Genomic DNA, 26,508 nt, shown 5'->3' with positions numbered 1-26,508 from the left:
CAGTAGTGGTAAGGGCCGCTCAGAGCAGCGCCATAAGGAAAACCAGTTCACCCAGTTCAATGGCGGCACCCAACGTGTCGCCCGTTTGCCCGCCGAGCGTGCGTTTAAGCAGCAGGCCGAGCAGAAAAATCGCCAGCACGGTTATCAGCAACGCTGTCAGACCACGCGTCCCTTCCAGCCCCACCGCCACCAGCAGCGCAAAAGCCAGCGTGATAACGGTCTGCATGAACGTAACCTTGCCGATAAACAAATTGCCCAGCCCCTCTTCCCGGGCGTAGCGATGACCATACATCATCACCACCGCGCACCCGCGCCCGGCGGCACAAGCCGCAGCGAACGCCGCAGGCATAGCAAGCCCACGCAGGGAGAGTTCGCTGATAACCAGGATTTTCGCCACCAGCACAAACACCAGCGCCAGCCCACCGTGGGTACCCAGGCGGCTGTCGCGCATGATCTCGAGCATCCGCTCGCGCGTGCGGGCAGAGAAGACCCCATCGCAGGTATCCGCCAGGCCGTCGAGATGAAACCCACCGGTCAGCAACGCCAGCGCCAGAACCGCAAACAATGCCGCCAGCGGTACACCACACCAGGGTTGCAGCAGCATAAACAAGCCGCCGCTGATACCGCCAAGCACCACGCCGACAAAGGGAAAAGTGACGATACCGCGCACGTAATCTTCGACATCCAGCCCCTGAACCAGGCGAGCGGGCACCGGCAAGCGGCTGATAAACGACAGCGTGGCAAAAAACAGCCTGATCATTTGATTTTGACTCCGATCCCGGACACCACCAGCCAGACATTATCCGCCGCCTGCGCCAGACGTTGATTCACCCGCCCCGCGATATCGCGAAAATGCCGCGCCAGACGGTTCTCCGGCACAATCCCCATGCCCACTTCGTTGGTCACCAGCACTACCGGTGCCGGACAACGCGCGCAAGCGGCAATGAGGCGTTCGATCTCTTCCTGCACCCGCGCTTCCAACTGCGCATAGTCCCAGCCGTCCGGGTCGCTTTCACCGCCCTGTGCGAACAGCAGATTAGTCACCATCGTGGTAATGCACTCCAGTAAAATGGCCTCATCCGGGGCGTTATCGGCGGTGATGATATCGGCCAGATCCTGCCAGCGCTCTTCGGTACGCCAGTGCGCCGGACGGCTATCCCGATGGTGCTGAATACGAGCCGCCATCTCCTCATCAAAAATTTGCGAAGTGGCGATATAGAGAACGCCCTTCGCGTTTGCAACCAGCGATTCAGCGTGTCGGCTTTTGCCACTACGCGCCCCACCTGTAACCAGCGTTAACATGCGCGTTCCTGATGTTGATGCATAATCTGATAGATCCTGTCGATGTCGATGTTCTCGCGCATGGCGTCTGCCAGCAGGTCAAACTGCTGCGCCTTGTAGCGAGCATAATCGACCATGCTATCCAGCGGCGGCAAGCCTTTGCGCACGCGCAGCGCGTTAATCAGCGTGCGGGTAAAATCGTTGCTGTCAAAAAGCCCGTGCAGATAGGTGCCAGACACCAGTCCGTCTTCGCTGACCGCACCGTCGGCAATGCGTTGCCCTTCTTTTTCCAGCCATAGCATCGGACGGCATCCATCATGCAGGGTGGTTTCCCCCATATGTATTTCATAGCCGTGCAACGCAATATCCCCGCAGGCCGCCAGCAGTCCGGGTAGTTTTTCCTGGACAGTGGCCGCCACCAGCGTGGTGGTTTTGTTCTGTGCAAAATGGGTGACGATATTGAGCAGCCCCAGCCCCGGTAGCGTACCGAGCCCTGATTCCACCTCATCAATGATGGTTTCACCCAGCATCTGATAGCCGCCACAGACCCCCAGTACCGGCACGCCCTGCCGATGCTGCTCTAAGACTGCCTGCGCCAGCCCGCTCTGCTGGAGCCAGGAGAGATCCCCCAGCGTATTTTTGCTGCCGGGCAGGATGACGAGGTCGGTATTACGCAGCTCTTGTGGCGAGCGAACATAGTGTACGCGCACGTCCGGTTGCGCGGCGAGGGCGTTAAAATCGGTGAAATTCGAGATGTGCGGCAACTGCACCACGGCAATATCAATGGCCCGCTCTCCGGTACGCTGGTATTTACCGCGCTGCAACGCTACACCGTCTTCGTCTTCTAAATCGACCTCCAGCCACGGCATCACGCCCAGCACCGGCACACCGGTCAGGTCTTCAATCTGTTTGATGCCAGGCGTCAGCAGGGCCACGTCGCCGCGGAATTTATTAATGATGACCCCTTTCACGCGCCAACGTTCGTGTTCCTGCAACAGCGCCAGGGTGCCATAAATCGCGGCGAAAACGCCCCCCCTGTCGATATCTGCCACCAGCACCACCGAGCACTGCGCCATCTCTGCCATGCCCATATTGACGATATCGCGATCGCGCAGATTAATTTCCGCCGGGCTGCCAGCCCCTTCCAGCACAATGGCGTCGTATTCATGAGCCAGACTCTGGTAGACATGGATAATCTGCTCGCGCAGGCGTGGTTTGTAGTCGTGATAGCTGACGGCGTCCATATCGGTCGCCACTTTTCCCATTAACACCACCTGCGCTTTGCGGTCGCTGGTGGGCTTAAGCAATACCGGGTTCATGCGCACATCCGGGACGATGCCCGCCGCCTCAGCCTGAAAAATTTGCGCGCGCCCCATCTCCTGGCCGCCTGGGGTAATACCCGAGTTAAGCGCCATATTCTGCGACTTAAAGGGGGCGGTCTTTAATCCATCCTGATACAGGATGCGACAAAGCCCCGCCACCAGCACGCTTTTGCCCACATCTGATGCCGTTCCCTGCAACATTATCGCCAGCGTCATGACGCCTCCTTAACAGGCATTGCCCGCATGCGGGTATAAAATTCAGCTTCACTTTTGCACAGCGGCATACCCAGTTCGGTATGCAGCTTTACCAGCCATGGCTGCGTTAACCCGGCCTGTTCAATTTGCGCTTTTTGGGCAAACACATCGCCGGGGGTGCCGTACGCCAGCATTTCGCCGCGGCGTAGAACATACACCGCATCGCAAATCTCATAAATCAAATCAATATCATGGCTGGAAATAACCACATGATTTCCCTGCGCCACAATCCGCTGAATAATCGCGATCATCTGCGTGCGCCCGGAGGGATCAAGCCCGGCAGTGGGTTCATCAAGCAGTAAATATTTGGCCTGTAATACCAGCGCCCCGGCAATGGCGATGCGTTTTTTCTGCCCATGGCTCAGGCACTGAATCGGCTGATGGCGAAAAGATTGCGCATCCACCAGCGTGAGTGCATCGTCGGTGCGCCGGGCAATCTCATCTTCCGCCACGCCAATATTGCGCAGGGCAAAAGCGATGTCGCTGTCGATGTCAGTGTAGAAAATCTGCTGATCGGGATCCTGAAACACGGTCGCAACCTTCTGGCGCAGCGCAAGCAGCCCGCGTTTGCTGTAATCAAGCGGTTTTCCCTGCCACAGCACCGTTCCTTGTTGCGGGCGCAAAATTCCGCTCAGATTCATAAACAGCGTCGATTTGCCGCAGCCGTTCGCCCCCACCAGCCCGGTGACAGGCTGGCGTGAGAAATCGAGCGTTAACCCTTTCAGGGTGCGCTCGTCCTGATAACTGAACCACAGCCCGTCGGTCGCCAGCATGCCATTCCTTACAGGTGAAAATCACCCTGATACAGTTTGATATCCAGCGTGGTCGCCATCTCTTTGTAACGCAGCAACACGCGGGTAAATAAAAGCCCAACCAGCATCGCCAGCGAGCGGTATCCCAGCGGCAAGGTACGATAACCAAAACGCAGCGTTTGCGCCCGGTGGATTGCCGCCGCCTCCTCCAGCAGGATGAAAATAAACCGCCAGGTCAGCAGAATTTGTTCGGTCAACAGACGCGGCACTCGCCCCTTTCGGAGTAGCACGATGAGTTGCGGAAACGGCAAGTTCAGCACCAGCCAGAAGGTTGCCGCCAGCGCCGCCAGGCTGCGCCAGAAGGTGGTATTAGCCATTGTCAGCCCTTCCGGCAAAACGCCCAGCCAGTAGCTTCCCAACGGGATGCCCACCAACAAATGCTGCGGATCCTGAGTGACGCTAAACAGTATCGTCAGCACCCCCACCAGCAAAAAACCGATGGGGATAGCCATCCAGCGCAACCAGCGCCAGAACGAAATGCGTAGCAGCCAGCAGGTAAAAGCCGCCAGCGCCACCAGCAACGCCCCCTGCCCGACAGGGGGCAGCGAAAACGCCAGGATCATCATCGCCAGCCAGAGAAAGAATTTGCGCTCCGGGGCAACAGAGAACCAGCGGCTCTGGTAGCTCAGCCGATCAAGCCCGTTCGTCAGCACGCTGCCTGCCTTTCATATAGCCCAGGATGTAGAAGATAACCGCAGCGCCCATCGATCCTTGCAGGGTAAAGAGCAGGCTTTCAATTTCCCCGCTGGCAGGTTCATACAGCGGCTGGAACCAGGGTTTATAATGCGGCGCGACGACCTGAATCTGGCTTTCCGCCTCGCCGTCGGAGCCACCGAACGCGCCGCCGTGATTAATAAAGAACGGCAGGATCACCAGCGCGATAACCATCGCAAGCAAAATCAGTGTCTTTTTCATCTTAATGTCCTTGTGCGGCGATCAGCTGGCGTTTGGTGAGCTGGTCGTAAATCATTACCGTGAGCAGCCCTTCGGCAATCGCGATGGGGATCTGAGTCAGGCAGAAGATGCCCATAAATTTGACGATGGAACCGGTCGCGCCGGACTGCGGATCAGGGAACGCCACGCCAAGCTGCACGGAGGTGACAAAATAGGTCACCAGGTCGGCGAGCATGGCGCACAAGAAGACCCCAACATCACGACGAATACCCGCACGGCAGGCCATCTGCCAGACCAGATAACCGACGAAGGGTCCGATCACTGCCATTGACATGCCATTTGCCCCAAGTGTGGTCAGGCCACCGTGCGCGAGCAACAGCGCCTGAAACAGCAGCACAATCGCACCAAGAATCGCCACTACGCCCGGCCCAAAGAGGATCACCGCCAGGCCCACGCCAGTCGGGTGCGAGCAACTGCCGGTCACCGACGGGATTTTTAGCGCCGACAGCACGAAGATAAACGCGCCGCAAAGTGCCAGCAGCACCTTCTGGTTACCGTCTTCCGCCACAATGCGGCGCAGGCGCACCAGCCCGTACCACAAACAAGGAAGAAATAACATCCACCAGGCCAGCGCCCACATCGGCGGTAAAAAGCCTTCCATAATGTGCATGGCAAATGCCTGCTCCGGTACGACAAGCAGCAACAGACCTGCTGCCAGCCCGCTTAACGACAGGCGTTTAAGCTGTTGTTCCCGTTTCATAGCCTCTCCCACTGTTTATTCACCAGAATCGTCGAAAAATACGGCAGTGCCTGTTCGTCGCTTACCTCTGCAAGTCGCCGCCAGCACTGCTCTCCCGGTAGGGTCGCCTCAGCCATCATCAATGCGCGGTCAAGCAATCCGGCATCGGCCAGCAACGCTTTGATACGCGCGAAACGGCCATAGACTTTCATCAACACCAGGCTGTCGTGGTTCGCCAGCGCCTGGGTAATCTCTTCCTCTGGCGCGGTACAGGAGACCACCGCCAGCGACTGTTGCTCCATGGCCAGCGGGGTTTGTGTGCGCGCGGCGATGGCGGCAAAAGAGGTCACGCCCGGCACAATTTCCAGCCAGTCAGGACGCCCCAGGCGCTGTAATAAGAAGACCCAGGTGCTGAACAGCATGGCATCGCCCAAGGTGATGAACCCCACCTGCTTCCCGGCCTCGGTTTCTGCGCTAAGCGCGGCGGCCACTTCATCCCAGACGGCTTCTTTTTCCGCGCTGTCGGCGCTCATCGGGAAATGGGTACAGCGGATTTCCGTCTGCTCGCCCAGATACTCCCGCACGATAGAGAGCGCCAGGCTATCTCCCCCTTTGCGCCCTGCCGGGGCATAGAGCACATCGAGCTTGCCGAGAATGCGCGCGGCGCGCACGGTGAGAAGGTCGCTGGCACCGGGGCCAATCCCTAATGCGTACAGTCTGCCGCTCATGCCGCCACCTCCAGTGACTGGCTCAGCGCCTGATGCAGATGTGCGACAAACATCGCGCGGATAGCCGGGTTTTCACCCAGCCCCTGCAACCAGGGCGTTGCGGCAATCCCGACCCGTTCAAACTGTGTTTTCCATGAGTCTTCATCATCAGACGCCATATCGTTAATGGCGTGATCGCCGGCCACCAGCATCAGCGGCATCAGATGCACCGCGCTAATGCCTTCGCGGCGTAGACTGTCGATCAGCACATCGACTTCCGGGTAACTTTCCACTGCGCCGACACGCGCCGGGAAACGGTGCGCCGCCATCATATGATCGAGGCAGGCGTAAGCGGCGAAGGCGTGGTGGCTGGCCCCGTGGCCCATAAACACGACTTTTTCACCCTCTGTCAGCACCGGCATCTGGCGAGCCAGCGCCTGCATCAGGAGCATGTAGTCATCGTGGCTACTGAGCAGTGGTGCACCGATCACCATGCGTTTGAAGAGATGCCGCAGGGTTTGTACCTCACGGACAATTTTTTCGTATTCATCACCGTTAATAATGTGCAACGACTGGATCGCCACATCCTGATAGCCCAGGTCGGCCAGTTTTTGCAGTGCCTGCAAAGGGGTGTCGATGTGCAGATTGTCCCGACGTTTGAGCTTGCGAATGATCATTCCAGAGGTAAATGCCCGAAAAAACGTGCGATCGGGGCAACTGGCGGCCAGTTCCCTTTCACAGGCCACAATGTTCTTTTCACAGGTGTCGTGATAGCTGGTGCCGAAACTCACCACCAGAAGCGCTTTTTTCATGTTCTTTTCCTCACTGTGTGGCAAGCCAGCGCAGCAGCCGCTGCGAAAAGGCATCCAGGCTTTCCAGTAGCTCCTCACCCGAAACCGAAGGCTGCGGGCGCGTAATAACAATGCAGGGGATCCCCGCGTCCAGACATGGCTGAACTTTTTCCTGATACCCGCCTTCCGCACCGGAGGCTTTGGTGATCACTACATCCGCGCGGCACTGACGGTAAAGAGCGGCGTTAAACTCTGCGCTAAACGGCCCGCACATGGCGTAGATCTCGCCAACGCCAAAACCGCTTTCGGCGCATTGCGTCATCACATCGGCCACGGGCAGCACCCGCGCCAGCAAAGTCTTCTCACCAAGCCCCGCGCGCCAGAGTGCCAGGTCTTTGCTGCCGGTGGTCAACAACACGCGCTGCCCGAGTCCGCGTACGACTTTGCAGGCTTCATCAATCGAGGCGACTTTGTGCAACAGTGGATGTTCCAGTTCCGGCAGTTGTTCCGGGCGCTGGTAACGGCTCAGCAGCACATTTGCCTGGCGACAGGCTTCGGCGATGTTCTGGCTGACCACCTCGGCATAGGGGTGTGACGCATCCACCACCCAGCGGGTCTGGTTATCGGTAAGCCAGCGCAGCATGGCGTCAGGCTCCATCCGCCCGCAGCGCACCTCACCGCGAATGTCTCCCGCCAGATGTTGTCCGGTGGGGGTTGCGACTGAAAGGGTGTAGCGCACCCCGGCGGCATCGAGTCGCTGGCAAATGGCCCGCGCATCGCTGGTGCCGCCCACCACCAGTACATCGCCTGGCCTCACAACTCGTAGCCTCGCGGGGTAATCATCAAGCCGTCCGCCACGTAGGTGGCTTTATTGCCGACGATCACCAGGCTGGTCATGTCGACCGGTTCAAAGTCCATCTCGCCGAGCGTGGTTATCCACTTCTCTTCCTTTTTACGTCCGGCGGATTTCACAATGCCCACCGGCGTTTGCGGGCTTTTGCTGGCCGCCAGCAGTTCGAATGCGCGAGCAAGATGCCCTTCGCGGCCACGACTGCGCGGGTTATAAAAGCAGATAACAAAGTCGGCTTCCCCGGCTGCGACAATGCGTTTTTCAATGACCGGCCACGGCGTCAGTAAGTCGCTCAGGCTGATATGGCAAAAGTCATGCATCAGCGGTGCGCCAAGCAGCGCCGCCGCTGCAATACTGGCGGTCATTCCGGGGATAAGACGCACTTCCACGTCCAGCGTCTGTTTACTGACCAGTTCCAGAACCAGACCCGCCATGCCGTAAATTCCGGCATCACCGCTGCTGATGAGCGCCACGTTATGCCCGGCCTGCGCCAGTTCAATCGCCGCCTGGCAGCGCTCAATCTCTTTGCACATGCCGGTTTTGATCACTTGCTTGTCGCCCGTGAACGCTTTCACCAGATGGGTGTAGGTTTTGTAGCCCACCACGATCTCCGCCGCCTGCAAGGCTTCTATCGCCTCCATGGTCATCATTGCCTGTGAGCCAGGGCCAATCCCGATAACAGTTAACATCAGTGTGAAACTCCCAAAGTAATAGTGACGCCCTGTTCACGCAGGGTCTCGCCAACCAGTTGCCCACCACTCATCAACCAGGCTGCGGGTCCGGATACGCTTCCCACGCCAGTGGTCTGACGCACAAAATCTGAGGCCGGGAAACGATGTTCATGCTGACGCAGAGCATCAGCGGTAAAAATTTCAAACGGCACATGCAGGCTTTCCGCCAGCAAAGTGAGCGCTTTTTCATGCTCTTTCAGGGTAATACTGCCTATCGCGCGCAGTGCCAGCGGGTCGAAAGCATGCGCCTGCAACTGTTGCTTAAGCAGTCCTGACACCACCGCAAACGGGGTATCGCGACGACAGCCAATACCTGCCACCACACGGCGGGGAACCAGCTTGTAGACCGGCACCCTAAGTTCGGGCAGTGAAGACTGCACGGTCACGCAAATCAGCGCCGTCAACTCAGGCATATCGTCGAGCGAAGTGACCGGAATAAACCCGCGCGTGTCGCAGCGTTCGACTTCACCGCGCAATGCTTCTTCACACCACAGGCCGATGCGCTCCCCGCTGACCAGCCCGTGGTTGATTGTCTTTACCGCTCCGCGCAGATCCTCCATGCGCGCATCCAGCTGACAGGCCAGCGTATCGAGCGCCGCCAGTTCGTTGACATCCGTTGCCGTGGTGATCACCGGGTCCGCGCCAAGGATGCCCGCCAGGTAACGCGCCAGCGCATTTGCCCCGCCAAAATGGCCGGAAAGCAGACTGATGACGTGCTGTCCACGCTCATCGATAACGATCACCGCCGGGTCGCTGAATTTGTCATTCACCAGTGGGGCCAGCACGCGCACGGCAATCCCGGTCGCACCGATGAACACCAGCGCGGAGTGCTGGGTGAAGGCATCGCGCAGCGACTGGGCAAAGCCGCCATCGAACGGCACAAACCCCTCTTCCAGCAATTTCTCACTGGTGTAGCAGGTCATGGGCAACGCCAGTTTCAGCCGGTTCGCCAGGGCAACACCGCCGGGCGTCAGGCAGAACAGCGCGACAGATTCAGGCTTTACGGTATTCATGGCTAAAATCCGCAGCATAAAGACGTGAGTAGTGGTACTCCTCGCCAAGGAATGGACCCACGAGGATCAATGCGGTTTTCCGAATACCGGCATCGCGAACTTTGTCAGCAATATCCGCGAGGGTTCCGCGCACCGTCTGGCTTTCTGGCCAGGTGGCTTTATAAATCACTGCCACCGGCGTGGTTGCCGGATAGCCGCCTTCGATCAGGCGCTCTGCCACCCGGTTAATGCGCTGTACGGAGAGATAAATCGCCATTGAGGTCTGATGGCTGGCAAAGGATTCCAGCTGTTCCAGCGGCGGAACCGGGGTACGCCCTTCCAGGCGGGTGATGATCAGGCTCTGCGAGACTTCCGGCACGGTGTATTCCACGCCCAGTTCTGCCGCCGCCCCGAGGAAGGCACTCACGCCGGGAACAACCTTCCACTGGATGCCGCGTTCGGTCAGCACTTCCCCTTGTTCACGCACGGAGCCGTAAAGAGAGACATCACCCGTTTGCAGGCGTACCACCACTTTGCCCGCCTTCACACCGGCTTCCATCAGGTCGATTATCTGCTCCAGGTGCAGTTCGGCGCTGTCGTGGCACTCAGCGCCCGGTGGGCAATATTCCAGCAGTTCGGTATTAATGAGGGAACCCGCGTAAATAACGACCTGAGCCTGCTGCAACAGGCGGTATCCTTTCAGGGTGATCAGTTCCCGGTCACCGGGGCCTGCCCCGACAAACCAGACGGTTTGCGCATCAAATTGTTCAGCCATGAGACTCTTCCTTCTCGCAGGAAATCACAAAAACAGGGTTATTCGGTTTGAAGTAGTGGCCGCTGCCCAGCGCATGAAGAAGCGAAACCTGAATCTGCTGGCAGTCCAGCGCGGCGACCTGGCGGGTGGCAAGGTGGCTCAGCGCGCTGCTGAGGTTCTCCTGCAGAATAAAAGTCATCACCAGACGGCCACCGGGGATCAATTGGGCCAAAGACCAGTCAATCAGTTGAGTAAGGTTGCCACCGCTGCCGCCCATAAAAACCGCATCGGCGGGCTGCTCGACAAATAACGGCGCCACGCCCGGGATGATGGTGATATTGCGACAGCCAAAGTGCTGGCAGTTCTCTTCCAGCAGCCCCAGCGCCGCCGGGTTGCGCTCAATGGCTGTTACCTGCAACTGCGGGTGGCAGACGGCAGCCTCAATGGAGACACTGCCCGTGCCTGCGCCAATATCAATAAAATGGCGTGCGCCGGATAAGTTCAGGCGCGAGAGCGCCAGTGCGCGGACCACTTCTTTGGTCATCGGGACGCTTTCACCGCGTAAGAACAGTTCATCTTTCATTGAGGATCACCACAACATTCATCTCATACTGCGCATGGACGTCACGGGCGAGCAGCCCGTGAATGCGCTCGTTGTTCATCGCCAGGTTTTCACCAATCACCAGCCAGCGCTCCCCGGCACCGCGCGCTACCAGGGCAGCGGCAATTTCCCGGGGCCCACAGCGGGCATCGGTCACCATCGCGGTTTTTGGCGAGCGGACCAGAGCGTCAAAATCGACATCGCGCCCGTGGGAGCTGGTCAGCCAGATATCATTCATGTCGATGCCGGTCTTTGCACACAGGTACTGCACGGCGCTGATGCCCGGAATAATGCGCACCTGTTCAATGCCAAACTCCGCCACCAGACGTTTGCCAATGCCGTAAAAGAGCGGATCGCCGGAGGCCAGCACTACTACGCGCTGATGCATCCGCTGTGCAATCCAGCGTATTAATCCGGGGATGTCGGCATCAAGCGCGCGGCGTTCACCCGTAAAGCCAGGGAACTGCTCCAGATGGCGCTTCCCGCCCACCAGGATATCGGCCTGCGCGACGGCCTCCAGCGCCATCGGGGTCATTAAAGTCAGAGAGGCAGGTCCCATGCCTGCAACGGTTAGCATTGCAAATCCTCCACAATCTCCCGGAATGGGCGATTCGCGCCGAGGATTTGGTTATCAAAGGAGAACATGATGGCATCGCACTGGGGAGGATTTTTGGTAAAGCGCAGGTTCTGCATGACGCGCTGACAGATACGCAGCGCCAGATGGTTATACAGATGGCCGAACCCCGCTGCGTCGATGTGCTCCATTGCTGCTTCGGTGGTATCGCACTCGCTGACGTTAAGCAGCAATTCATGAGGCGCGCCGAGCAATGCTAAATGCGCCACCAGCGTTTCCATACGCGCATCGGCGATATGGCTGTGAGTGTGGAAGATCCCGGCGGCGATTTTCACCAGCTTGCCGGGGTGACCAATCAGCACAATTTGCCGATAGCCCAGGCGGACAGCCTCTTCAATCATGTAGCCCACAAAGTTGCTCATGGTGACCACGATGTCGCTGGCAAGACCCATTTGCTCGCGGACAAAACGCTCGCCGTGGTTGCCAGGCACCAGTACCACCCGCTCCAGCCCCGCTTCGCGTTTGATTTCCAGCTCCAGGGAAAGGGAGCGTTTCCAGCTCTCTTCGGACATCGGCGTGACGATACCCGTGGTGCCGATAATTGAGATCCCGCCCAGAATGCCCAGCCTGCTGTTGTAGGTTTTTTGCGCCCGCGCTTCCCCTTCAGGGGCGAAGATTTCCACCTCCGCGCCGCGCGAAGGGCCAATCACTTCGCGTACTGCCGCTTCTATAGTCTGGCGCGGCGTGCGGTTAATGGCAGCACTGCCGACCGGCAGGCCAATGCCTTTGCGGGTCACCGTGCCTACACCTTCCCCCCCAGACAGCACAATCTCGCCGCTGTCGTTCAGGGTGACACGCGCAAAAATCAGCATGCCGTGGGTGGCATCCACATCATCGCCACCGTCTTTGCGGATAGCGGCTATCCCTTGCTGACCTTCAATATGCGGGGATTCAACGTTAAGACGCAACGTGACGCCAGAGGGCGTGACAATCGACACCTGATGAATGATGTGCTGGCGCAGGACCATCAGCGCCGCAACCTTCGCCGCCGCTGTCGCGCAGGACCCGGTGGTATAGCCTTTGCGTAACGCCTTGCCGTTATGCCACACCGGGGCGTCGAACGTCTCTTCGCTCATTACGCCTCCCGCATGGAATACAAAAAGGCGTTAATGATAGCCGCCGCCACATTGCTGCCGCCTTTACGCCCGAGTGCGGCTATCCCCGGCAACCCGCTTTCTACCAGCGCCTCTTTCGATTCCGCCGCACCGACAAAGCCGACCGGGACGCCAACTACCCCTCGTACCTGGATGTTTTGCTCCAGCAAGCGGAACAGCGCGGTGGGGGCGTTACCAAAGACGAAGACTTTCTCGCCCGCTTCGCTGAGCGCCAGGTCCACTGCCGCCATTGAGCGGGTGATCCCCTCAGCTTTCGCTTTGCGCACCACGCGCGGGTCGCTGATATAGCACTTCACCTCCCCGCCAAATTTTGCCAGCAGGGTTTTGTTGATCCCGGAAAGGGCCATCGTAGTGTCAGTGTAAAGCGTGCAGCCGCAGCGTATTGCATTGCCGAGGCTTTCCAGTGCGTCCGGGGAGAACCAGAGGATATCCAGCCAGTCGAAATCGGCGGTGGTGTGAATCACACGTTTGATGATGGCTTCATGCAGAGGGCTGGCAAAACGGTAGTCAGGCCGGCTTTCGCGAATGATGTCGCCGATAATGACAAAACTTTTGTCTTCAATGGCCTGAGGTTGCTGTAAATAATCCATTGTTTTCATCAGATTGCTGCTCCTGCCAGCGTAACGTGCATCAGCGCAAACACGGCCAGCGCCAGGGTAGAGGCCACCCACATCAGGCGGATGGTTTGCGAAATATCATCAACGGTGATGGCGCGGGTCTCATCGCCAATCCAGGGTTTTTCGACGCGCTGGCCGAAGTAGTCATTGGGGCCGCCAAGCCGCACGCCCAGCGCCCCTGCCACGGTAGCTTCCGGCCAGGCGCAGTTGGGACTGCTGTGATTGCGACGATCGCGCCAGCCGATGCGAAATGCGCGTGCCGGGTTCAGGCGGCAAATCCAGGCGGCAATGCTCAGCAATAACCAACTCAGGCGAGCCGGAAGAAAATTGGCCACGTCATCCATGCGCGCGCTCACCATGCCAATGGCACGATATTTTTCATGTTTGTAGCCGACCATCGAATCGAGGGTATTGACCGCTTTGTAGGCCATCGCCAGCGGCGCGCCACCCAATAGTAAAAAGAATAACGGAGCAATCACGCCATCCACGGTGTTTTCTGCCACGGTTTCCACCACCGCGCGGGTGATCTGCGGCGGCTGTAACTGCGAGGTGTCGCGCCCGACAATCCAGGAGAGTTTCTCCCGGCTTTCATCCAGCGAGCCGTGGCGTAAGGCGTGTTCCACTTCCCGTGCCGCATCTGCCAGGCAACGCGCCGCCAGCAGGGTGTAGATCATCCACACCTCCACACACCAGCCAAGCCACGGATGAATGGATTCTGCAAGGATCAACACGCCGTATGCCACGCCCCAGGTCGCCCCCACGACTACCAGCCACATCACACCACCGCCGACACGCAGCGCGGTATCGGAATGACAGACCCGGCGAACGGCCCGCTGGGTCAGGGTGATCAGCGCGCCAATCCAGCGGACCGGATGTGGCCAGTGCGGAGGGTCACCCAGCCAGCGGTCAAAAAGCCAGGCGGCACACCAGGCAAGGATCGTCATAACGTGCTCCTTGCGGCGGCAATCCAGCGGCTCAGCATGGCCGGACGTTGGGCAAAATGGATGTGCAAATAGCTGGCGTAGGTGCTGCCCACCTGCCAGCCGCCCTGCCACTCGGACAAAATCTTGCCATCGCGGGTTTTCTGGCACTGCATTACCGCGTCTTGCTCAGGGGTAAAATCGGAGTAGTGGAACTCATGGCCGCGCAGGGTTTCCCCTGCATCGGCAAGCAGCGTCGGCTGGCGGGCAGTGGCTTCGCAATAGCCAAAGCGGGTCAGACGCTTTCCCATCTCGCTGTGGCCGGGTATCGCCCCCACCATTGAATGAATATCGCCCTCAATATCGCGCAGCGTAGAGCCGAGATACATCAGTCCGCCGCACTCTGCGTATATCGCCACGCCACGCCGATGCGCAGAACGTATGGCGTCGAGCATGGAGGTATTAGCAGAAAGCGCGCGGGCGTGGAGTTCCGGATAGCCGCCACCGAGCCAGAGCATCTGGCATTCGGGCAGCTCAGCGTCATGCAGTGGGCTAAAGCGCACAATCTTCACACCCGCATTGCATAGCAGCTGGATGTTATCGGGGTAATAAAAGTTGAAGGCCTCGTCATCGGCCAGTGCGAGCGTTATCCCCTCCCCTTCGTCACACGCCGGTAAAGCGGGCCATTGCCCCTCCGGTAACGAAGGGAGCGAGATCAGGGAAAGCAGCTTATCGATATCCAGCGTTTGCGCGATGCGTTCGGCAAATTCACGCCACGGCCGGGAATCGATGACCGATTCGCGGGCGGCGACTAGCCCCAGATGGCGCTCCGGCAATGCCACGCCGGGCGTGACAGGAACATAGCCCAACGCGGGAATATCGCAATAGTGTTCGATAGCATGTTTGAGTAACTGAAAATGGCTGTCGCTGTTGACGCGATTAACAATTACGCCCGCAATGTTGAGCGCCGGGTCGAAATGTTGAAAGCCCATCACCGTGGCGGCGATAGAGGTCGACACCGCTTTCCCGTCAACCAGCAGGATGACCGGGACACCAAGCTGTTTTGCCAGTGCGGCGCTGCTGCAATAATTGGGGTCAGTACCATAACCATCGTACAGTCCCATAACGCCTTCAATCACGGCTATATCAGCGGCTTGCATTTGCTGGTTAAACAACGCATTGAGCGTAGGGGCGGGCAGCATAAAGCTGTCAAGATTGCGGGATTCCACACCCGTGACGGCAGTATGCCAGGCGGTATCGAGGTAGTCCGGGCCGACTTTAAATGGCTGCACCCGCATACCGCGCTGCTGCAAAACGCTCAGCAGGCCAAGCGTGACGGTGGTTTTACCACAGCCACTTCCGGTACCGGCAAGGATAAAGGCGCGACGCCCGTCAGACATACCTTAAAGTCCCGTTCAGGGTGGAAAGGCTGTGCCAGGCTATGCGTAGTCCCAGTCTATGACTGTACGCGTCTGAGCAACCGACTTCCCACCGAAGTTGTTGAGAGTAACCATCAGGCCGGTCTTCTGGCTTAGCGTCGTCCTCGCCCGTCCTTCCCAATCTTGCGATCAGTGGTGATTACGGGGTCGTCAGCATCACAGCAGCGGGGGCTGCGGGGGATTCTCACCCCCTTCCCAGCCGCGATAATTTGCGGCAAACCTGTTGGCTTCATTGTTCGTATCACTACGACAGCATATTGCTGAAAAAGTGATTTTGCTCCTGACTGCAATCTATCGCATCAGGAAAATAAAAACTGGTTCAGTTTATCCCTGCATGGGCAATAATTTGTTGCGCTATAACAATTTATTGTCCAACCCTTTCCCCAATGTCTTATTCAGACTGCCTTTCAGGCAATTTTATTGCCGTTATGAATAACAAAATATTGTTATCGGAAATTTAATCGCCGTCATAGTTTGCATTATTTTGCAGACGAAAAACCTGCGGTGTTACCTGATATGTCTGGCGAAAAACTTTGCAAAAATAACTCGTTTGAGAAAAACCTAAATTGCGCGCAATACTGGCAATACTCCAGTCGCTGTGACACAACATTTCTTTTGCGCTCGCCATCCGCTGGCGATTTACCCACGCATTAAAACCAATACCCTGATATTTTTTGAACAGCTTACTGAAATAGTAAGGGCTGAGATAAACATGCGCTGCTACATCCTCCAGACGCAACTCGTCCGAGAGATGGGCATCAATATAACGCAGCGCCTTCTTCATCTTACTGTCATGCGGCCCCTGATTTCGGCTCGTTCGTCCCGCTTCCTGCGCCTGTTGTTGATCTTTGATGACAACGAAGTTGAGTTGTTTTTTAAGACAATTTTCGACAATCAGCTTAAGCAAATCCGCTGACGCAATGACCCGCGAGTAGTCCATCTCCGGGACATTCAGAAACTCATCCATCAGCTTCTGATCCGCCTGCCAGCGGTCGTCAATATTAAGAATATTAATGAGTTCAACACTATCGCCTTCCCGCAAGCGTACCTGCCCGCACAGCACAAACCCGACCAGATGGCCGGCAATGACCAGCGGAATAGAAAAGTCGGTAAGCCCGGCGTGACAACGGTAGATGCAGGGTTGGTTGGATTTAGAAGCTTCGAAGCCGCCACAACGATCGCTCATACGACACCGTGCGCTGTGCTGCGGATTCTGACGCATCAGTTGGCAAAATGGGGTGAAGTTGAAAAGCTCGGAAATTTCTTCGCCGTGGATATTAACGACAACAACGGCCAAACCGGTGGCTTGTGCAAAATCCTGGGCGATTTTATTAATGAGTTCGGAGTTTAGTGCACTCGCAGAAATCATGATAAAACCTCTCAGTTAATTTTAATTTATTGTTATAAACAAACCTATTTTGTTTACAAATCATTCATATTAAAAGGCAACCAATAACGTCGAATGACCATAGGCTGAATTCAAGATAACAAAAGTCTCCCATCCCTGGGAGACGATTTAGCGCGTTCATGAAAGCAGATCACGAAATAAACAATTGTCGGACAGTAATTTCAGGATACTATTTCGAGAAGACGTCAACTTTTGCTCTCTTCCAGCTTACAGGCATTGCAAGGGAGGTTTTTGCCAATCAAATAGCGGTAGCAGGCTGCCCCTCCGCAAGCCCCAATAATGGGGGCAATAATCGGTACGAGGAAATACGGAATATCACGGCCCCCTGTGAAAGCAATGTTTCCCCATCCCGCGAAGAAAGTGAATAATTTCGGCCCAAAATCACGCGCCGGGTTCATTGCAAATCCGGTTAATGGTCCGGTAGCCGCACCAATCACCGCGACGAGTACGCCAATCAATAGCGGTGCTAAAGGCCCACGTGGTACGCCATTGCCGTCATCTGTCAGCGCCATGATCATACACATCAAGATTGAAGTAATGATAATTTCGACCAGCGCCGCTTCCCAGATACTCAGCGCGGTAGCCGGATAAGTGCTGAACAACGCCGCCAGTTGCAGGCTTTCCACGCTACCTTTAACGATGTGATGCGCGGTTTCATATTCAATAAATACGCTGTGGTAGAGCAAATAGGCCACAGCTGCCCCGCCGAACGCGCCCGCAACTTGCGCCACAATGTACGGCACCACTTTACGAGCTGGGAAGCAGGCAAATAGCCACAAAGCGATGGTAATCGCTGGGTTCAAATGTGCACCGGACACAGCGGCGGTCAAATACACGGCCAGCGAAATACCCAACCCCCAGATGATGCAAATTTCCCATAGCCCCAGCGTAGCCCCGGAAACTTTCATGGCGCACAGGCAGCCGATACCGAAGAACAAAAAGAGCCCTGTGCCTAAAAACTCGGCAATGCATTGTGCCTTAAGTGAATCATTCATTTGTGTCACCTTCCAGGTAGAGTCACGATCTCACCAGCACGCCTGAAGCTGGCAGCAGAGTACAACGCCGCTCACTATAGGAATGCGACACTGAAAAGTGTTGGCAATCTCAGGCGGAAAACGCCAAAAAAGTCGCCTCTGAATAACAATATTTTGCTATTCCAGCTAAATGAATATTAGGCTGCACCCAACTTCATTCGCGATTATTCGCTTTATTAAAATATCAAATTATTGTTTTTTTTTCGTGCATCGTTTTACAGCATTGCTCACAGAATGATTCCGCCCGCGCAAATATCACAACAGTTTTATAAAGTCACTTCCAAAAATGTAAAAGTGAAATTGACATAGCAATATTTTGCCATAACAAAAACAACAAAATAACCTTTAAAATCATAACCATGTTAATTAACAGAGCAATTATTTCACTTAATTAAACCAGTAAGTTCCGAATGTAATTTCAGGACAGCCATTCTTTTTCCTCGCTTATTTGTATAGTCCAAAAATCGGGGGCAACCTTATCGAGGTCTTTATGCAACAAGAAGCATTAGGAATGGTGGAAACCAAAGGCTTAACGGCAGCAATTGAAGCCGCAGATGCGATGGTGAAATCCGCCAATGTCATGTTAGTGGGCTACGAGAAAATAGGTTCTGGCCTGGTGACAGTCATTGTTCGCGGCGATGTTGGTGCCGTGAAAGCAGCAACGGATGCAGGTGCTGCCGCAGCCGCTCAGGTGGGTGAAGTGAAAGCCGTACACGTCATCCCGCGTCCGCACACTGATGTTGAAAAAATCTTACCTAAGGGAATTAGCCAATGAGTAGCAATGACCTGGTGGAACAGATCATGGCTCAGGTGATCGCCAAAGTGTCATCACCGACACCGGCGACCTCCCCCACTGTAACCCATCCCAAACGAGAGACGGCTATGGCAGAAAAAAGCTGCAGTTTAACGGAATTTGTAGGTACGGCGGTCGGCGACACCGTTGGTCTGGTGATCGCAAACGTCGATAGCGCATTACTTGATGCGATGAAGCTGGAAAAACGCTACCGCTCAATCGGCATTCTCGGCGCGCGCACTGGCGCAGGCCCGCACATCATGGCGGCAGATGAGGCCGTGAAGGCAACCAACACCGAAGTGATCAGCATTGAATTACCGCGTGATACCAAAGGTGGGGCGGGCCATGGCTCCCTGATCCTCTTCGGCGGTAATGATGTCTCCGACGTCAAACGCGCTGTCGAGGTCGCACTGAAAGAACTCGACCGTACCTTCGGCGATGTTTATGCCAACGAAGCTGGTCACATCGAAATGCAATACACCGCCCGCGCCAGCTACGCGCTGGAAAAAGCTTTTGGTGCACCGGTTGGCCGCGCCTGCGGCGTGATCGTTGGCGCACCGGCCTCTGTTGGGGTGTTGATGGCCGATACGGCGCTGAAGTCCGCCAATGTGGAAGTGGTGGCCTATAGCTCTCCAGCAAAAGGCACCAGCTATAGCAACGAAGCCATTTTGATCATTTCCGGCGATTCCGGCGCTGTGCGCCAGGCCGTCATTTCGGCCCGTGAGATCGGTAAAACCGTGCTGGGCACAATGGGTTCTGAGCCGAAAAACGACCGCCCGTCTTACATCTGATAACAGAGAGGCTGTTTCATGAGATCGAAACGATTTGAAGCGCTGGCGAAACGCCCTGTTAACCAGGACGGCTTTGTGAAGGAGTGGATTGAAGAAGGCTTTATCGCAATGGAAAGCCCGAACGATCCTAAACCTTCTATACGCATTGTCGACGGCGTGGTGACTGAACTGGACGGTAAACCCGCCAGTAAATTTGACCTGATTGACCACTTTATTGCCCGCTACGGTATCAATCTCGAGCGCGCGGAAGAAGTGATGGCGATGGACTCTGTCAAGCTCGCCAATATGCTCTGCGATCCTAACGTTAAGCGCAGCGACATTGTGCCGCTCACCACTGCAATGACTCCGGCAAAAATCGTCGAAGTGGTGTCGCACATGAACGTGGTGGAAATGATGATGTCGATGCAGAAAATGCGCGCGCGTCGTACCCCATCACAGCAGGCACATGTCACTAACGTTAAAGACAACCCGGTACAAATTGCCGCTGATGCTGCAGAGGGCGCATTCCGTGGATTTGACGAACAGGAAACCACCGTCGCGGTCGCCCGTTATGCCCCCTTCAATGCCATCGCGTTGTTGGTCGGCTCACAGGTTGGTCGTCCAGGCGTATTAACCCAATGCTCTCTGGAAGAAGCAACCGAACTGAAACTGGGCATGCTCGGCCACACCTGTTATGCGGAAACCATCTCCGTTTATGGTACTGAGCCTGTGTTTACTGACGGTGATGATACGCCCTGGTCAAAAGGCTTTCTCGCATCCTCCTATGCCTCTCGTGGCCTGAAAATGCGCTTCACCTCCGGCTCCGGGTCAGAAGTTCAGATGGGTTATGCCGAAGGCAAATCCATGCTTTACCTGGAAGCACGCTGCATTTACATCACCAAAGCCGCGGGTGTTCAGGGTCTGCAAAACGGCTCGGTAAGCTGTGTGGGTGTGCCTTCTGCCGTGCCGTCAGGTATTCGCGCCATTCTTGCCGAAAACCTGATTTGTGCCGCTCTGGATCTGGAGTGCGCGTCCAGTAATGACCAGACATTCACCCATTCGGATATGCGTCGTACCGCCCGTCTGCTGATGCAATTCTTGCCGGGCACCGATTTTATCTCCTCCGGTTATTCCGCCGTGCCGAACTACGACAACATGTTCGCAGGCTCCAACGAGGATGCGGAAGACTTTGACGATTACAACGTTATCCAGCGTGACCTCAAAGTTGATGGTGGTTTACGCCCGGTGCGTGAAGAAGATGTCATCGCCATTCGCAACAAAGCGGCTCGCGCTTTGCAGGCCGTCTTTGCCGGTATGGGATTACCGCCTATCACTGACGAAGAAGTGGAAGCGGCAACATACGCCCACGGCTCAAAAGACATGCCAGAGCGCAATATCGTCGAAGACATCAAATTCGCCCAGGAAATCATCAGCAAGAATCGTAACGGTCTCGAAGTGGTGAAAGCCCTGGCCCAGGGTGGCTTTAAAGATGTCGCACAAGACATGCTGAACATTCAAAAAGCCAAACTGACCGGTGACTACCTGCATACCTCGGCCATCATCGTCGGCGACGGGCTGGTGCTCTCTGCGGTGAACGATGTGAACGACTATGCCGGTCCGGCAACAGGTTATCGCCTGCAAGGTGAACGCTGGGAAGAGATCAAAAACATCCCGGGCGCACTCGATCCGAACGAAATGGGCTAAGGGGTGAATGATGGAAATTAACGAAAAATTGCTGCGCCAAATCATCGAAGATGTGCTGGCAGAAATGCAAACCAGCGATAAAAAAGTCTCGTTTAGCGCCCAACCTGGTAGTGCTGCTAAACCCGCAGCAACGGCTGAGGGCGGCTTTCTGACGGAAATTGGCGAAGCGAAGCCCGGCACTCAACAGGATGAAGTGATCATCGCCGTTGGCCCTGCTTTCGGTCTTTCGCAAACCGTAAACATCGTCGGTTTGCCGCATAAGAGCATCCTGCGTGAAGTCATTGCCGGTATTGAAGAAGAAGGGGTGAAAGCGCGGGTGATTCGCTGCTTCAAATCATCTGATGTGGCGTTTGTCGCCGTGGAAGGCAACCGCCTGAGCGGCTCGGGTATCTCGGTGGGTATCCAGTCAAAAGGTACAACGGTCATCCATCAGAAAGGATTGCCGCCGCTTTCCAACCTGGAACTCTTCCCGCAGGCACCGCTGCTGACGCTGGAAACCTACCGCCAGATTGGCAAAAACGCAGCGCAATACGCGAAACGCGAATCGCCGCAACCTGTACCGACTCTGAACGATCAGATGGCACGTCCGAAATATCAGGCCAAGTCCGCCATTCTGCATATCAAAGAGACTAAGTACGTCGTGACGGGGAAAAACCCGCAAGAGCTGCGCGTTGCGCTTTAAAAGGACAACACCATGAATTCTGACGCAATTGAATCAATGGTTCGTGATGTGCTGAGCCGTATGAATAGCCTGCAGGGGGCAGCCCCGGTTACGGCATCAACCGCGCCATCCGGCGGAACCACGCATCAGGCCAAAGTTAGCGATTATCCGCTGGCAAACAAACATCCGGAATGGGTGAAAACATCCACCAATAAAACCCTGGATGAGTTAACGCTGGAGAGCGTGCTGAACGGGAAAATCACCGCGCAGGATATGCGTATCACCCCGGAGACCCTGCGTATCCAGGCAGCTATCGCCAAAGATGCGGGGCGTGATCGACTGGCTATGAACTTCGAGCGCGCGGCGGAACTGACCGCTGTACCAGATGATCGCATCCTGGAAATTTACAACGCACTGCGTCCCTACCGTTCAACCAAGCAAGAGTTGCTGGATATCGCAGAGGATCTGGAAAGCCACTATAAGGCAAAAATTTGCGCAGCGTTTGTACGTGAGGCGGCAGCGCTTTACGTCGAACGGAAAAAACTCAAAGGCGACGATTAATCACAGGGATGACTTATGCGTTATATAGCTGGCATTGATATAGGTAACTCGTCAACCGAGGTGGCACTGGCCACGATGGATGAGACTGGCGTACTGAACATTGTGAGCAGTTCGCTTGCGGAAACGACGGGTATTAAAGGCACATTGCGCAATGTATTCGGCATTCAGGAAGCGCTGAACAAAGTTGTCGCCAATGTGGGTATCTCTGTCGGCGATATTTCGCTTATTCGTATCAACGAAGCGACCCCGGTAATCGGTGATGTGGCGATGGAAACCATCACAGAAACCATCATCACCGAATCCACAATGATAGGCCATAACCCTAAAACACCCGGTGGTATCGGGCTGGGGGTGGGTATCACGATCACTCCGGATGAGCTTCTGACCCGTCCAGCGGATCAACCTTATATTCTGGTTGTTTCCGCTGCATTCGATTTTTCCGATGTTGCGCGCATGGTCAATGCCTCAACGCAAGTCGGTTATCACATTAATGGCATCATTTTGCAGCGCGACGATGGCGTTCTGGTCAGTAACCGCCTCGATCGCCCTGTCCCTATCGTTGACGAAGTGCTGTATATCGAGCGTATTCCAATGGGAATGCTCGCCGCTGTTGAAGTGGCGATGCCGGGCAAAGTTATCGAAAGTCTCTCTAACCCTTACGGCATCGCCACTGTCTTTTCCCTGAGCGCCGATGAGACACGCAACATCGTGCCCGTGGCCAGGGCGCTGATTGGTAACCGTTCTGCTGTCGTCGTGAAGACCCCCTCCGGTGATGTAAAAGCCCGCTCAATTCCCGCCGGGAATATTGAGCTTATAGCCAAAGGCAGAACGCTCAAGGTCGACGTTGCCGCCGGGGCCGATGCCATCATGAAAGCGGTGAATGAATGTCCAACACTGGATAACGTCACCGGCGAGGCTGGCACCAATATCGGCGGCATGCTGGAACATGTCCGCCAGACCATGGCTGAGCTCACCAACAAACCCAGCAGCGATGTATTTATTCAGGATCTTCTCGCTGTCGATACCGCCGTACCGGTCAACGTGACCGGGGGGCTGGCAGGAGAGTTCTCACTCGAACAAGCCGTCGGCATCGCCTCGATGGTCAAATCAGACCGCCTGCAGATGGCCATGATTGCCCACGAAATTGAGCAAAAACTGCACGTTGACGTGCAGGTGGGCGGTGCAGAAGCAGAAGCCGCCATCTTTGGCGCGCTCACCACGCCGGGCACATCGAGGCCGCTGGCCATTCTTGATCTTGGCGCGGGCTCGACTGACGCCTCGATTATTACGCCGCAGGGGCAAATTACCGCCACCCATCTGGCCGGAGCCGGAGACATGGTGACGATGATCATCGCTCGCGAGCTGGGGCTGGAGGATCGCTATCTGGCGGAGGAAATCAAAAAGTACCCACTCGCGAAAGTCGAAAGCCTTTTTCATCTGCGCCATGAAGACGGCAGCGTGCAATTTTTCCCAACTCCTCTTCCACCCGCGGTGTTTGCCCGCGTGTGCGTTGTGAAACCCGATGAGCTGGTGCCGCTGCCGGGAGACCTGGCGCTGGAAAAAGTACGCATTATTCGCCGCAGCGCCAAAGAGCGCGTGTTTGTCACTAATGCCCTGCGCGCCCTGCGCCAGGTAAGCCCAACCGGAAACATCCGCGATATTCCGTTCGTGGTGCTGGTTGGCGGCTCCTCACTCGACTTCGAGATACCGCAACTCGTCACCGATGCCCTTGCCCATTACAGACTGGTGGCCGGACGGGGAAATATCCGCGGCGTCGAAGGTCCACGCAACGCAGTCGCAACGGGGCTGATCCTTTCCTGGCAGAAGGAGTATGCCAATGGACGTTAAGCAGGACAGCCCGGTCATTGTTATCACGGCGCTCGCAGAGTGCCAACCGCAGTGGCAGGAAGTGCTGTGGGGAATTGAAGAGGAAGGTATTCCCTGGCGCTGGCAACAGGCCTCCGGGCTTGATGTCGTCGCCCATGCCTGGCAGGCAGCGAACCAATCGGCGCTGCTGGTTGGTATCGCCTGCGATAGCCAGCAACTGGTTATCCATTACCGAAATTTACCCGCATCAGCGCCGCTTTTTACGCTGATGCTTCATGAAGACCTCCAGTCCCGGCGCAAGGCAGGTAATAACGCCGCCAGACTGGTGAAGGGGATACCGTTCCGGTAACCACTTTTATCCATAAACAGGAGAAACGCAGTATGAACAACGCATTGGGACTGGTTGAAACAAAAGGTCTGGTGGGTGCAATCGAAGCCGCCGATGCCATGGTGAAATCCGCCAACGTGCAACTGGTAGGTTACGAAAAAATTGGTTCGGGTCTGGTCACCGTCATGGTGCGCGGTGACGTGGGTGCAGTGAAAGCCGCCGTTGACGCAGGCGCTGCGGCAGCCAGCGCGGTGGGTGAAGTGAAATCTTGTCACGTAATCCCGCGTCCGCACAGCGACGTCGAAGCCATTTTACCGAAATCAGCCTGACTGGCAGATAAAGGAGCACAGCGTGAAGCAATCACTCGGATTACTTGAAGTTAGCGGTCTGGCGCTGGCTATCAGTTGCGCGGATGTTATGGCGAAAGCCGCTTCCATCACGCTGCTGGGTATGGAAAAAACCAATGGCTCTGGCTGGACGGTAATCAAAGTCGCTGGTGATGTGGCCTCTGTTCAGTCGGCCATCATCACTGGCGCCAACTTTGCGCAAACGCGTAACGGGCTGGTGGCACAAAAGGTCATTGCACGGCCTGCTGAGGGGATTCTGGCCTCTGCACCAACGCGTGCAGCCATCCCTGAAACGCCGCCTGTGTCGATAACAACAACGGAAAAACCGGTTCAGAGCATTGAGCACGTGCAGCCATTGCGTGAGGAAACATCCGCCGCTTCCGAATTGACGGCGATTCAACTGGTGACCTGCAATCTTTGCCTTGACCCGGCGTGTCCACGCCAGAAAGGGGAACCGCGCTCGCTGTGTATTCATAGCGGTCAGCGAGGGGAATAAATATGGATAAACAGTTAGTCGAAAATGTGGTCACTCAGGTTCTGGATGAGATGCGTGCGCGTCCCATCCCTCTGGGTATATCGAACCGACATATCCATCTTTCACCTGAGGATTTCGAGCGGTTATTTCCCGGTCAGACGGTGACGATTAAAAAAGCGTTGCTGCAACCCGGTTATTTTGCCGCTGAGCAAACTGTCACACTGGTAGGACCAAAAGGGCAACTGAAAAATGTGCGCCTGCTTGGCCCGCTACGCGGCGCCAGCCAGGTCGAGATCTCACGTACGGATGCCCGTACGTTGGGTATCGCCGCCCCGCTACGCATGTCCGGCAATCTGGCGGGTACACCAGGGATCAGGCTGGTGAGTCCGTATGCGGAAATCGACTTACCCAACGGCGTCATCGTCGCACAACGGCACATTCATATGTCGCCGCTCGACGCCCTGGTCCTGCGTGTTTCCCATGGCGATAACGTCTGCGTTGCAATTGATGGCACCGGGCGCCGGGTGATTTTTGATGATGTCGCCATCCGCGTGGCGCCGGGTTTGCTTCTCGAAATGCATATCGACACCGATGAAGCGAACGCCTGTGGCGCAGATGAATCCGGCGCTCGCGCTCGTCTGGTACCACGCGCATGAACAGCGAACAGTTGGCGCACATTGTCGAGCTGATCGTTGCCCGCCTGCAGGCCAGGCAGGGCAATACCATCACGCTGAGCCAGGAAGAACTGCGTCATGCTTCTGCAATGAAGTGTTTTCTGAACCATGATGCGCTCTGCGTGCAACAGACTGACATGTGTTTCTTACGTGCTCTGGCAGACGGCGACCAGGACAACACCGCCGTTGCGCACCTGTTTGAAGCCCTGGCATTGGGCATGTCCGTGAGCATTACGTTAAACAGCAGGCTGCTGCCCTGCTTGCCCCTGAAAACATTGGCAAAACTGCCTGTGACGTTCATGGACGAGCAAGGAAGCTCGGTGGTTATCCATCAGGCAAAAGTATTGAGTTACCGCGATGTCGTCGGTCTCAACGCATGCTGGCTTGCCATCTCACGTAAAACGGTCATCACGGCGCTTGCCCGCGACGCGGTGATTTCGCAACACATACGACTCGTGAAGCAGGAGTAAAG

At 56.2% G+C, this 26,508-nt stretch carries 32 protein-coding genes and 1 riboswitch; of the genes, 11 read left to right on the top strand and 21 right to left on the bottom strand.

Features of this window, described 5'->3' with window-relative positions; all coding sequences use genetic code 11:
• Nucleotides 1-19: 19 nt before the first annotated feature.
• From cobS to pduF, 21 genes are all read right to left on the bottom strand, one after another.
• Nucleotides 20-760: an adenosylcobinamide-GDP ribazoletransferase gene (cobS, locus tag L2097_RS02890; RefSeq protein WP_250352088.1), complete on the bottom strand. Its 741-nt coding sequence runs from the start codon at nucleotides 758-760 to the stop codon at nucleotides 20-22.
• Nucleotides 757-1,302, bottom strand: coding sequence for a bifunctional adenosylcobinamide kinase/adenosylcobinamide-phosphate guanylyltransferase (gene cobU / locus L2097_RS02885; RefSeq protein ID WP_250352087.1), 546 nt, complete (start codon nucleotides 1,300-1,302; stop codon nucleotides 757-759). Before cobU ends, cobS begins: the two co-directional genes overlap by 4 nt.
• On the bottom strand, nucleotides 1,296-2,819 hold the full coding sequence (locus L2097_RS02880; RefSeq protein WP_250352086.1) for a cobyric acid synthase: 1,524 nt from the start codon (nucleotides 2,817-2,819) through the stop codon (nucleotides 1,296-1,298). The genes cobU and L2097_RS02880 overlap by 7 nt, the downstream gene beginning before the upstream one ends.
• Nucleotides 2,816-3,631 (bottom strand): energy-coupling factor ABC transporter ATP-binding protein, encoded by an 816-nt coding sequence (locus L2097_RS02875; protein WP_250352085.1) that lies wholly within the window; start codon nucleotides 3,629-3,631, stop codon nucleotides 2,816-2,818. The genes L2097_RS02880 and L2097_RS02875 overlap by 4 nt, the downstream gene beginning before the upstream one ends.
• An 8-nt stretch (nucleotides 3,632-3,639) precedes the next feature.
• Nucleotides 3,640-4,320, bottom strand: a complete 681-nt coding sequence (locus L2097_RS02870; RefSeq protein ID WP_250353119.1) for an energy-coupling factor ABC transporter transmembrane protein — start codon at nucleotides 4,318-4,320, stop codon at nucleotides 3,640-3,642.
• Nucleotides 4,304-4,585 carry an energy-coupling factor ABC transporter substrate-binding protein gene (locus L2097_RS02865; RefSeq protein ID WP_047369673.1) on the bottom strand — a complete coding sequence of 94 codons (282 nt, stop codon included), beginning with the start codon at nucleotides 4,583-4,585 and terminating at the stop codon, nucleotides 4,304-4,306. The genes L2097_RS02870 and L2097_RS02865 overlap by 17 nt, the downstream gene beginning before the upstream one ends.
• A 1-nt stretch (nucleotide 4,586) precedes the next feature.
• Nucleotides 4,587-5,324: a cobalt ECF transporter S component CbiM gene (gene cbiM / locus L2097_RS02860; protein ID WP_250352084.1), complete on the bottom strand. Its 738-nt coding sequence runs from the start codon at nucleotides 5,322-5,324 to the stop codon at nucleotides 4,587-4,589.
• Entirely contained in the window at nucleotides 5,321-6,031 is a 711-nt protein-coding gene (locus L2097_RS02855; RefSeq protein ID WP_229221855.1) for a cobalt-factor II C(20)-methyltransferase, read from the bottom strand. Before L2097_RS02855 ends, cbiM begins: the two co-directional genes overlap by 4 nt.
• Complete coding sequence (gene cbiK / locus L2097_RS02850) at nucleotides 6,028-6,822, bottom strand: sirohydrochlorin cobaltochelatase (RefSeq protein WP_085007226.1); 795 nt, start codon at nucleotides 6,820-6,822, stop codon at nucleotides 6,028-6,030. The genes L2097_RS02855 and cbiK overlap by 4 nt, the downstream gene beginning before the upstream one ends.
• A 10-nt stretch (nucleotides 6,823-6,832) precedes the next feature.
• On the bottom strand, nucleotides 6,833-7,618 hold the full coding sequence (locus L2097_RS02845) for a cobalt-precorrin-6A reductase (protein ID WP_250352083.1): 786 nt from the start codon (nucleotides 7,616-7,618) through the stop codon (nucleotides 6,833-6,835).
• A complete protein-coding gene (locus L2097_RS02840; RefSeq protein ID WP_250352082.1) occupies nucleotides 7,615-8,340 on the bottom strand; it encodes a precorrin-3B C(17)-methyltransferase in 726 nt (241 codons plus the stop codon). The genes L2097_RS02845 and L2097_RS02840 overlap by 4 nt, the downstream gene beginning before the upstream one ends.
• On the bottom strand, nucleotides 8,340-9,395 hold the full coding sequence (gene cbiG, locus L2097_RS02835; RefSeq protein ID WP_250352081.1) for a cobalt-precorrin 5A hydrolase: 1,056 nt from the start codon (nucleotides 9,393-9,395) through the stop codon (nucleotides 8,340-8,342). The genes L2097_RS02840 and cbiG overlap by 1 nt, the downstream gene beginning before the upstream one ends.
• On the bottom strand, nucleotides 9,376-10,149 hold the full coding sequence (locus L2097_RS02830) for a cobalt-precorrin-4 methyltransferase (RefSeq protein WP_085007230.1): 774 nt from the start codon (nucleotides 10,147-10,149) through the stop codon (nucleotides 9,376-9,378). The genes cbiG and L2097_RS02830 overlap by 20 nt, the downstream gene beginning before the upstream one ends.
• Complete coding sequence (locus L2097_RS02825) at nucleotides 10,142-10,711, bottom strand: decarboxylating cobalt-precorrin-6B (C(15))-methyltransferase (protein WP_250352080.1); 570 nt, start codon at nucleotides 10,709-10,711, stop codon at nucleotides 10,142-10,144. The genes L2097_RS02830 and L2097_RS02825 overlap by 8 nt, the downstream gene beginning before the upstream one ends.
• Nucleotides 10,701-11,306: a precorrin-6y C5,15-methyltransferase (decarboxylating) subunit CbiE gene (cbiE, locus tag L2097_RS02820; RefSeq protein WP_250352079.1), complete on the bottom strand. Its 606-nt coding sequence runs from the start codon at nucleotides 11,304-11,306 to the stop codon at nucleotides 10,701-10,703. Before cbiE ends, L2097_RS02825 begins: the two co-directional genes overlap by 11 nt.
• On the bottom strand, nucleotides 11,300-12,439 hold the full coding sequence (gene cbiD, locus L2097_RS02815; protein ID WP_250352078.1) for a cobalt-precorrin-5B (C(1))-methyltransferase CbiD: 1,140 nt from the start codon (nucleotides 12,437-12,439) through the stop codon (nucleotides 11,300-11,302). The genes cbiE and cbiD overlap by 7 nt, the downstream gene beginning before the upstream one ends.
• Entirely contained in the window at nucleotides 12,439-13,068 is a 630-nt protein-coding gene (locus L2097_RS02810; protein ID WP_250353118.1) for a cobalt-precorrin-8 methylmutase, read from the bottom strand. The genes cbiD and L2097_RS02810 overlap by 1 nt, the downstream gene beginning before the upstream one ends.
• Before the next feature lie 8 nt (nucleotides 13,069-13,076).
• On the bottom strand, nucleotides 13,077-14,039 hold the full coding sequence (gene cbiB / locus L2097_RS02805; RefSeq protein ID WP_250352077.1) for an adenosylcobinamide-phosphate synthase CbiB: 963 nt from the start codon (nucleotides 14,037-14,039) through the stop codon (nucleotides 13,077-13,079).
• A complete protein-coding gene (locus L2097_RS02800; protein ID WP_250352076.1) occupies nucleotides 14,036-15,415 on the bottom strand; it encodes a cobyrinic acid a,c-diamide synthase CobB in 1,380 nt (459 codons plus the stop codon). The genes cbiB and L2097_RS02800 overlap by 4 nt, the downstream gene beginning before the upstream one ends.
• A gap of 99 nt (nucleotides 15,416-15,514) precedes the next feature.
• Nucleotides 15,515-15,693: riboswitch (cobalamin riboswitch) on the bottom strand.
• Nucleotides 15,694-15,911: 218 nt separating this feature from the next.
• Complete coding sequence (gene pocR / locus L2097_RS02795) at nucleotides 15,912-16,823, bottom strand: transcriptional regulator PocR (protein WP_041851902.1); 912 nt, start codon at nucleotides 16,821-16,823, stop codon at nucleotides 15,912-15,914.
• 224 nt (nucleotides 16,824-17,047) lie between these two features.
• Nucleotides 17,048-17,857, bottom strand: a complete 810-nt coding sequence (gene pduF, locus L2097_RS02790; RefSeq protein WP_047369660.1) for a propanediol diffusion facilitator PduF — start codon at nucleotides 17,855-17,857, stop codon at nucleotides 17,048-17,050.
• 529 nt (nucleotides 17,858-18,386) lie between these two features.
• On the opposite strand from pduF, the gene pduA reads away from it, so the two are divergent.
• Genes pduA through pduM form a run of 11 tightly spaced genes read left to right on the top strand, consistent with a single transcriptional unit; the run spans nucleotide 18,387 to nucleotide 26,506 of the window.
• Nucleotides 18,387-18,671 carry a propanediol utilization microcompartment protein PduA gene (gene pduA / locus L2097_RS02785; RefSeq protein ID WP_041851904.1) on the top strand — a complete coding sequence of 95 codons (285 nt, stop codon included), beginning with the start codon at nucleotides 18,387-18,389 and terminating at the stop codon, nucleotides 18,669-18,671.
• Complete coding sequence (gene pduB / locus L2097_RS02780; RefSeq protein WP_047369659.1) at nucleotides 18,668-19,480, top strand: propanediol utilization microcompartment protein PduB; 813 nt, start codon at nucleotides 18,668-18,670, stop codon at nucleotides 19,478-19,480. The genes pduA and pduB overlap by 4 nt, the downstream gene beginning before the upstream one ends.
• An 18-nt stretch (nucleotides 19,481-19,498) precedes the next feature.
• Nucleotides 19,499-21,163, top strand: a complete 1,665-nt coding sequence (pduC, locus tag L2097_RS02775; RefSeq protein ID WP_142517942.1) for a propanediol dehydratase large subunit PduC — start codon at nucleotides 19,499-19,501, stop codon at nucleotides 21,161-21,163.
• A 10-nt stretch (nucleotides 21,164-21,173) separates the two neighbouring features.
• Nucleotides 21,174-21,845, top strand: coding sequence for a propanediol/glycerol family dehydratase medium subunit (locus L2097_RS02770; protein ID WP_085007237.1), 672 nt, complete (start codon nucleotides 21,174-21,176; stop codon nucleotides 21,843-21,845).
• A gap of 12 nt (nucleotides 21,846-21,857) precedes the next feature.
• Nucleotides 21,858-22,385, top strand: a complete 528-nt coding sequence (gene pduE / locus L2097_RS02765; protein ID WP_085007238.1) for a propanediol dehydratase small subunit PduE — start codon at nucleotides 21,858-21,860, stop codon at nucleotides 22,383-22,385.
• Nucleotides 22,386-22,400: 15 nt separating this feature from the next.
• Nucleotides 22,401-24,233, top strand: coding sequence for a diol dehydratase reactivase subunit alpha (locus L2097_RS02760; RefSeq protein ID WP_047369655.1), 1,833 nt, complete (start codon nucleotides 22,401-22,403; stop codon nucleotides 24,231-24,233).
• A complete protein-coding gene (locus L2097_RS02755; protein WP_047369654.1) occupies nucleotides 24,223-24,561 on the top strand; it encodes a glycerol dehydratase reactivase beta/small subunit family protein in 339 nt (112 codons plus the stop codon). The genes L2097_RS02760 and L2097_RS02755 overlap by 11 nt, the downstream gene beginning before the upstream one ends.
• 32 nt (nucleotides 24,562-24,593) lie before the next feature.
• Nucleotides 24,594-24,869 (top strand): propanediol utilization microcompartment protein PduJ, encoded by a 276-nt coding sequence (pduJ, locus tag L2097_RS02750; RefSeq protein ID WP_041851911.1) that lies wholly within the window; start codon nucleotides 24,594-24,596, stop codon nucleotides 24,867-24,869.
• A gap of 22 nt (nucleotides 24,870-24,891) precedes the next feature.
• On the top strand, nucleotides 24,892-25,383 hold the full coding sequence (locus tag L2097_RS02745; protein WP_250352075.1) for a BMC domain-containing protein: 492 nt from the start codon (nucleotides 24,892-24,894) through the stop codon (nucleotides 25,381-25,383).
• Nucleotides 25,384-25,385: 2 nt separating this feature from the next.
• The gene (locus tag L2097_RS02740) at nucleotides 25,386-26,018 is read left to right on the top strand and encodes a phosphate propanoyltransferase (protein ID WP_047369652.1); all 633 of its coding nucleotides are present in this window, start codon (nucleotides 25,386-25,388) and stop codon (nucleotides 26,016-26,018) included.
• Nucleotides 26,015-26,506 carry a microcompartment protein PduM gene (pduM, locus tag L2097_RS02735; protein ID WP_047369651.1) on the top strand — a complete coding sequence of 164 codons (492 nt, stop codon included), beginning with the start codon at nucleotides 26,015-26,017 and terminating at the stop codon, nucleotides 26,504-26,506. Before L2097_RS02740 ends, pduM begins: the two co-directional genes overlap by 4 nt.
• Nucleotides 26,507-26,508: the final 2 nt, after the last annotated feature.

Source organism: Citrobacter sp. MNAZ 1397 (assembly GCF_023613995.1).
Lineage (GTDB): Bacteria > Pseudomonadota > Gammaproteobacteria > Enterobacterales > Enterobacteriaceae > Phytobacter > Phytobacter ursingii.
The sequence above is the reverse complement of the archived record's forward strand: the minus strand, read 5'-3'. Positions and strand labels throughout refer to the sequence as shown.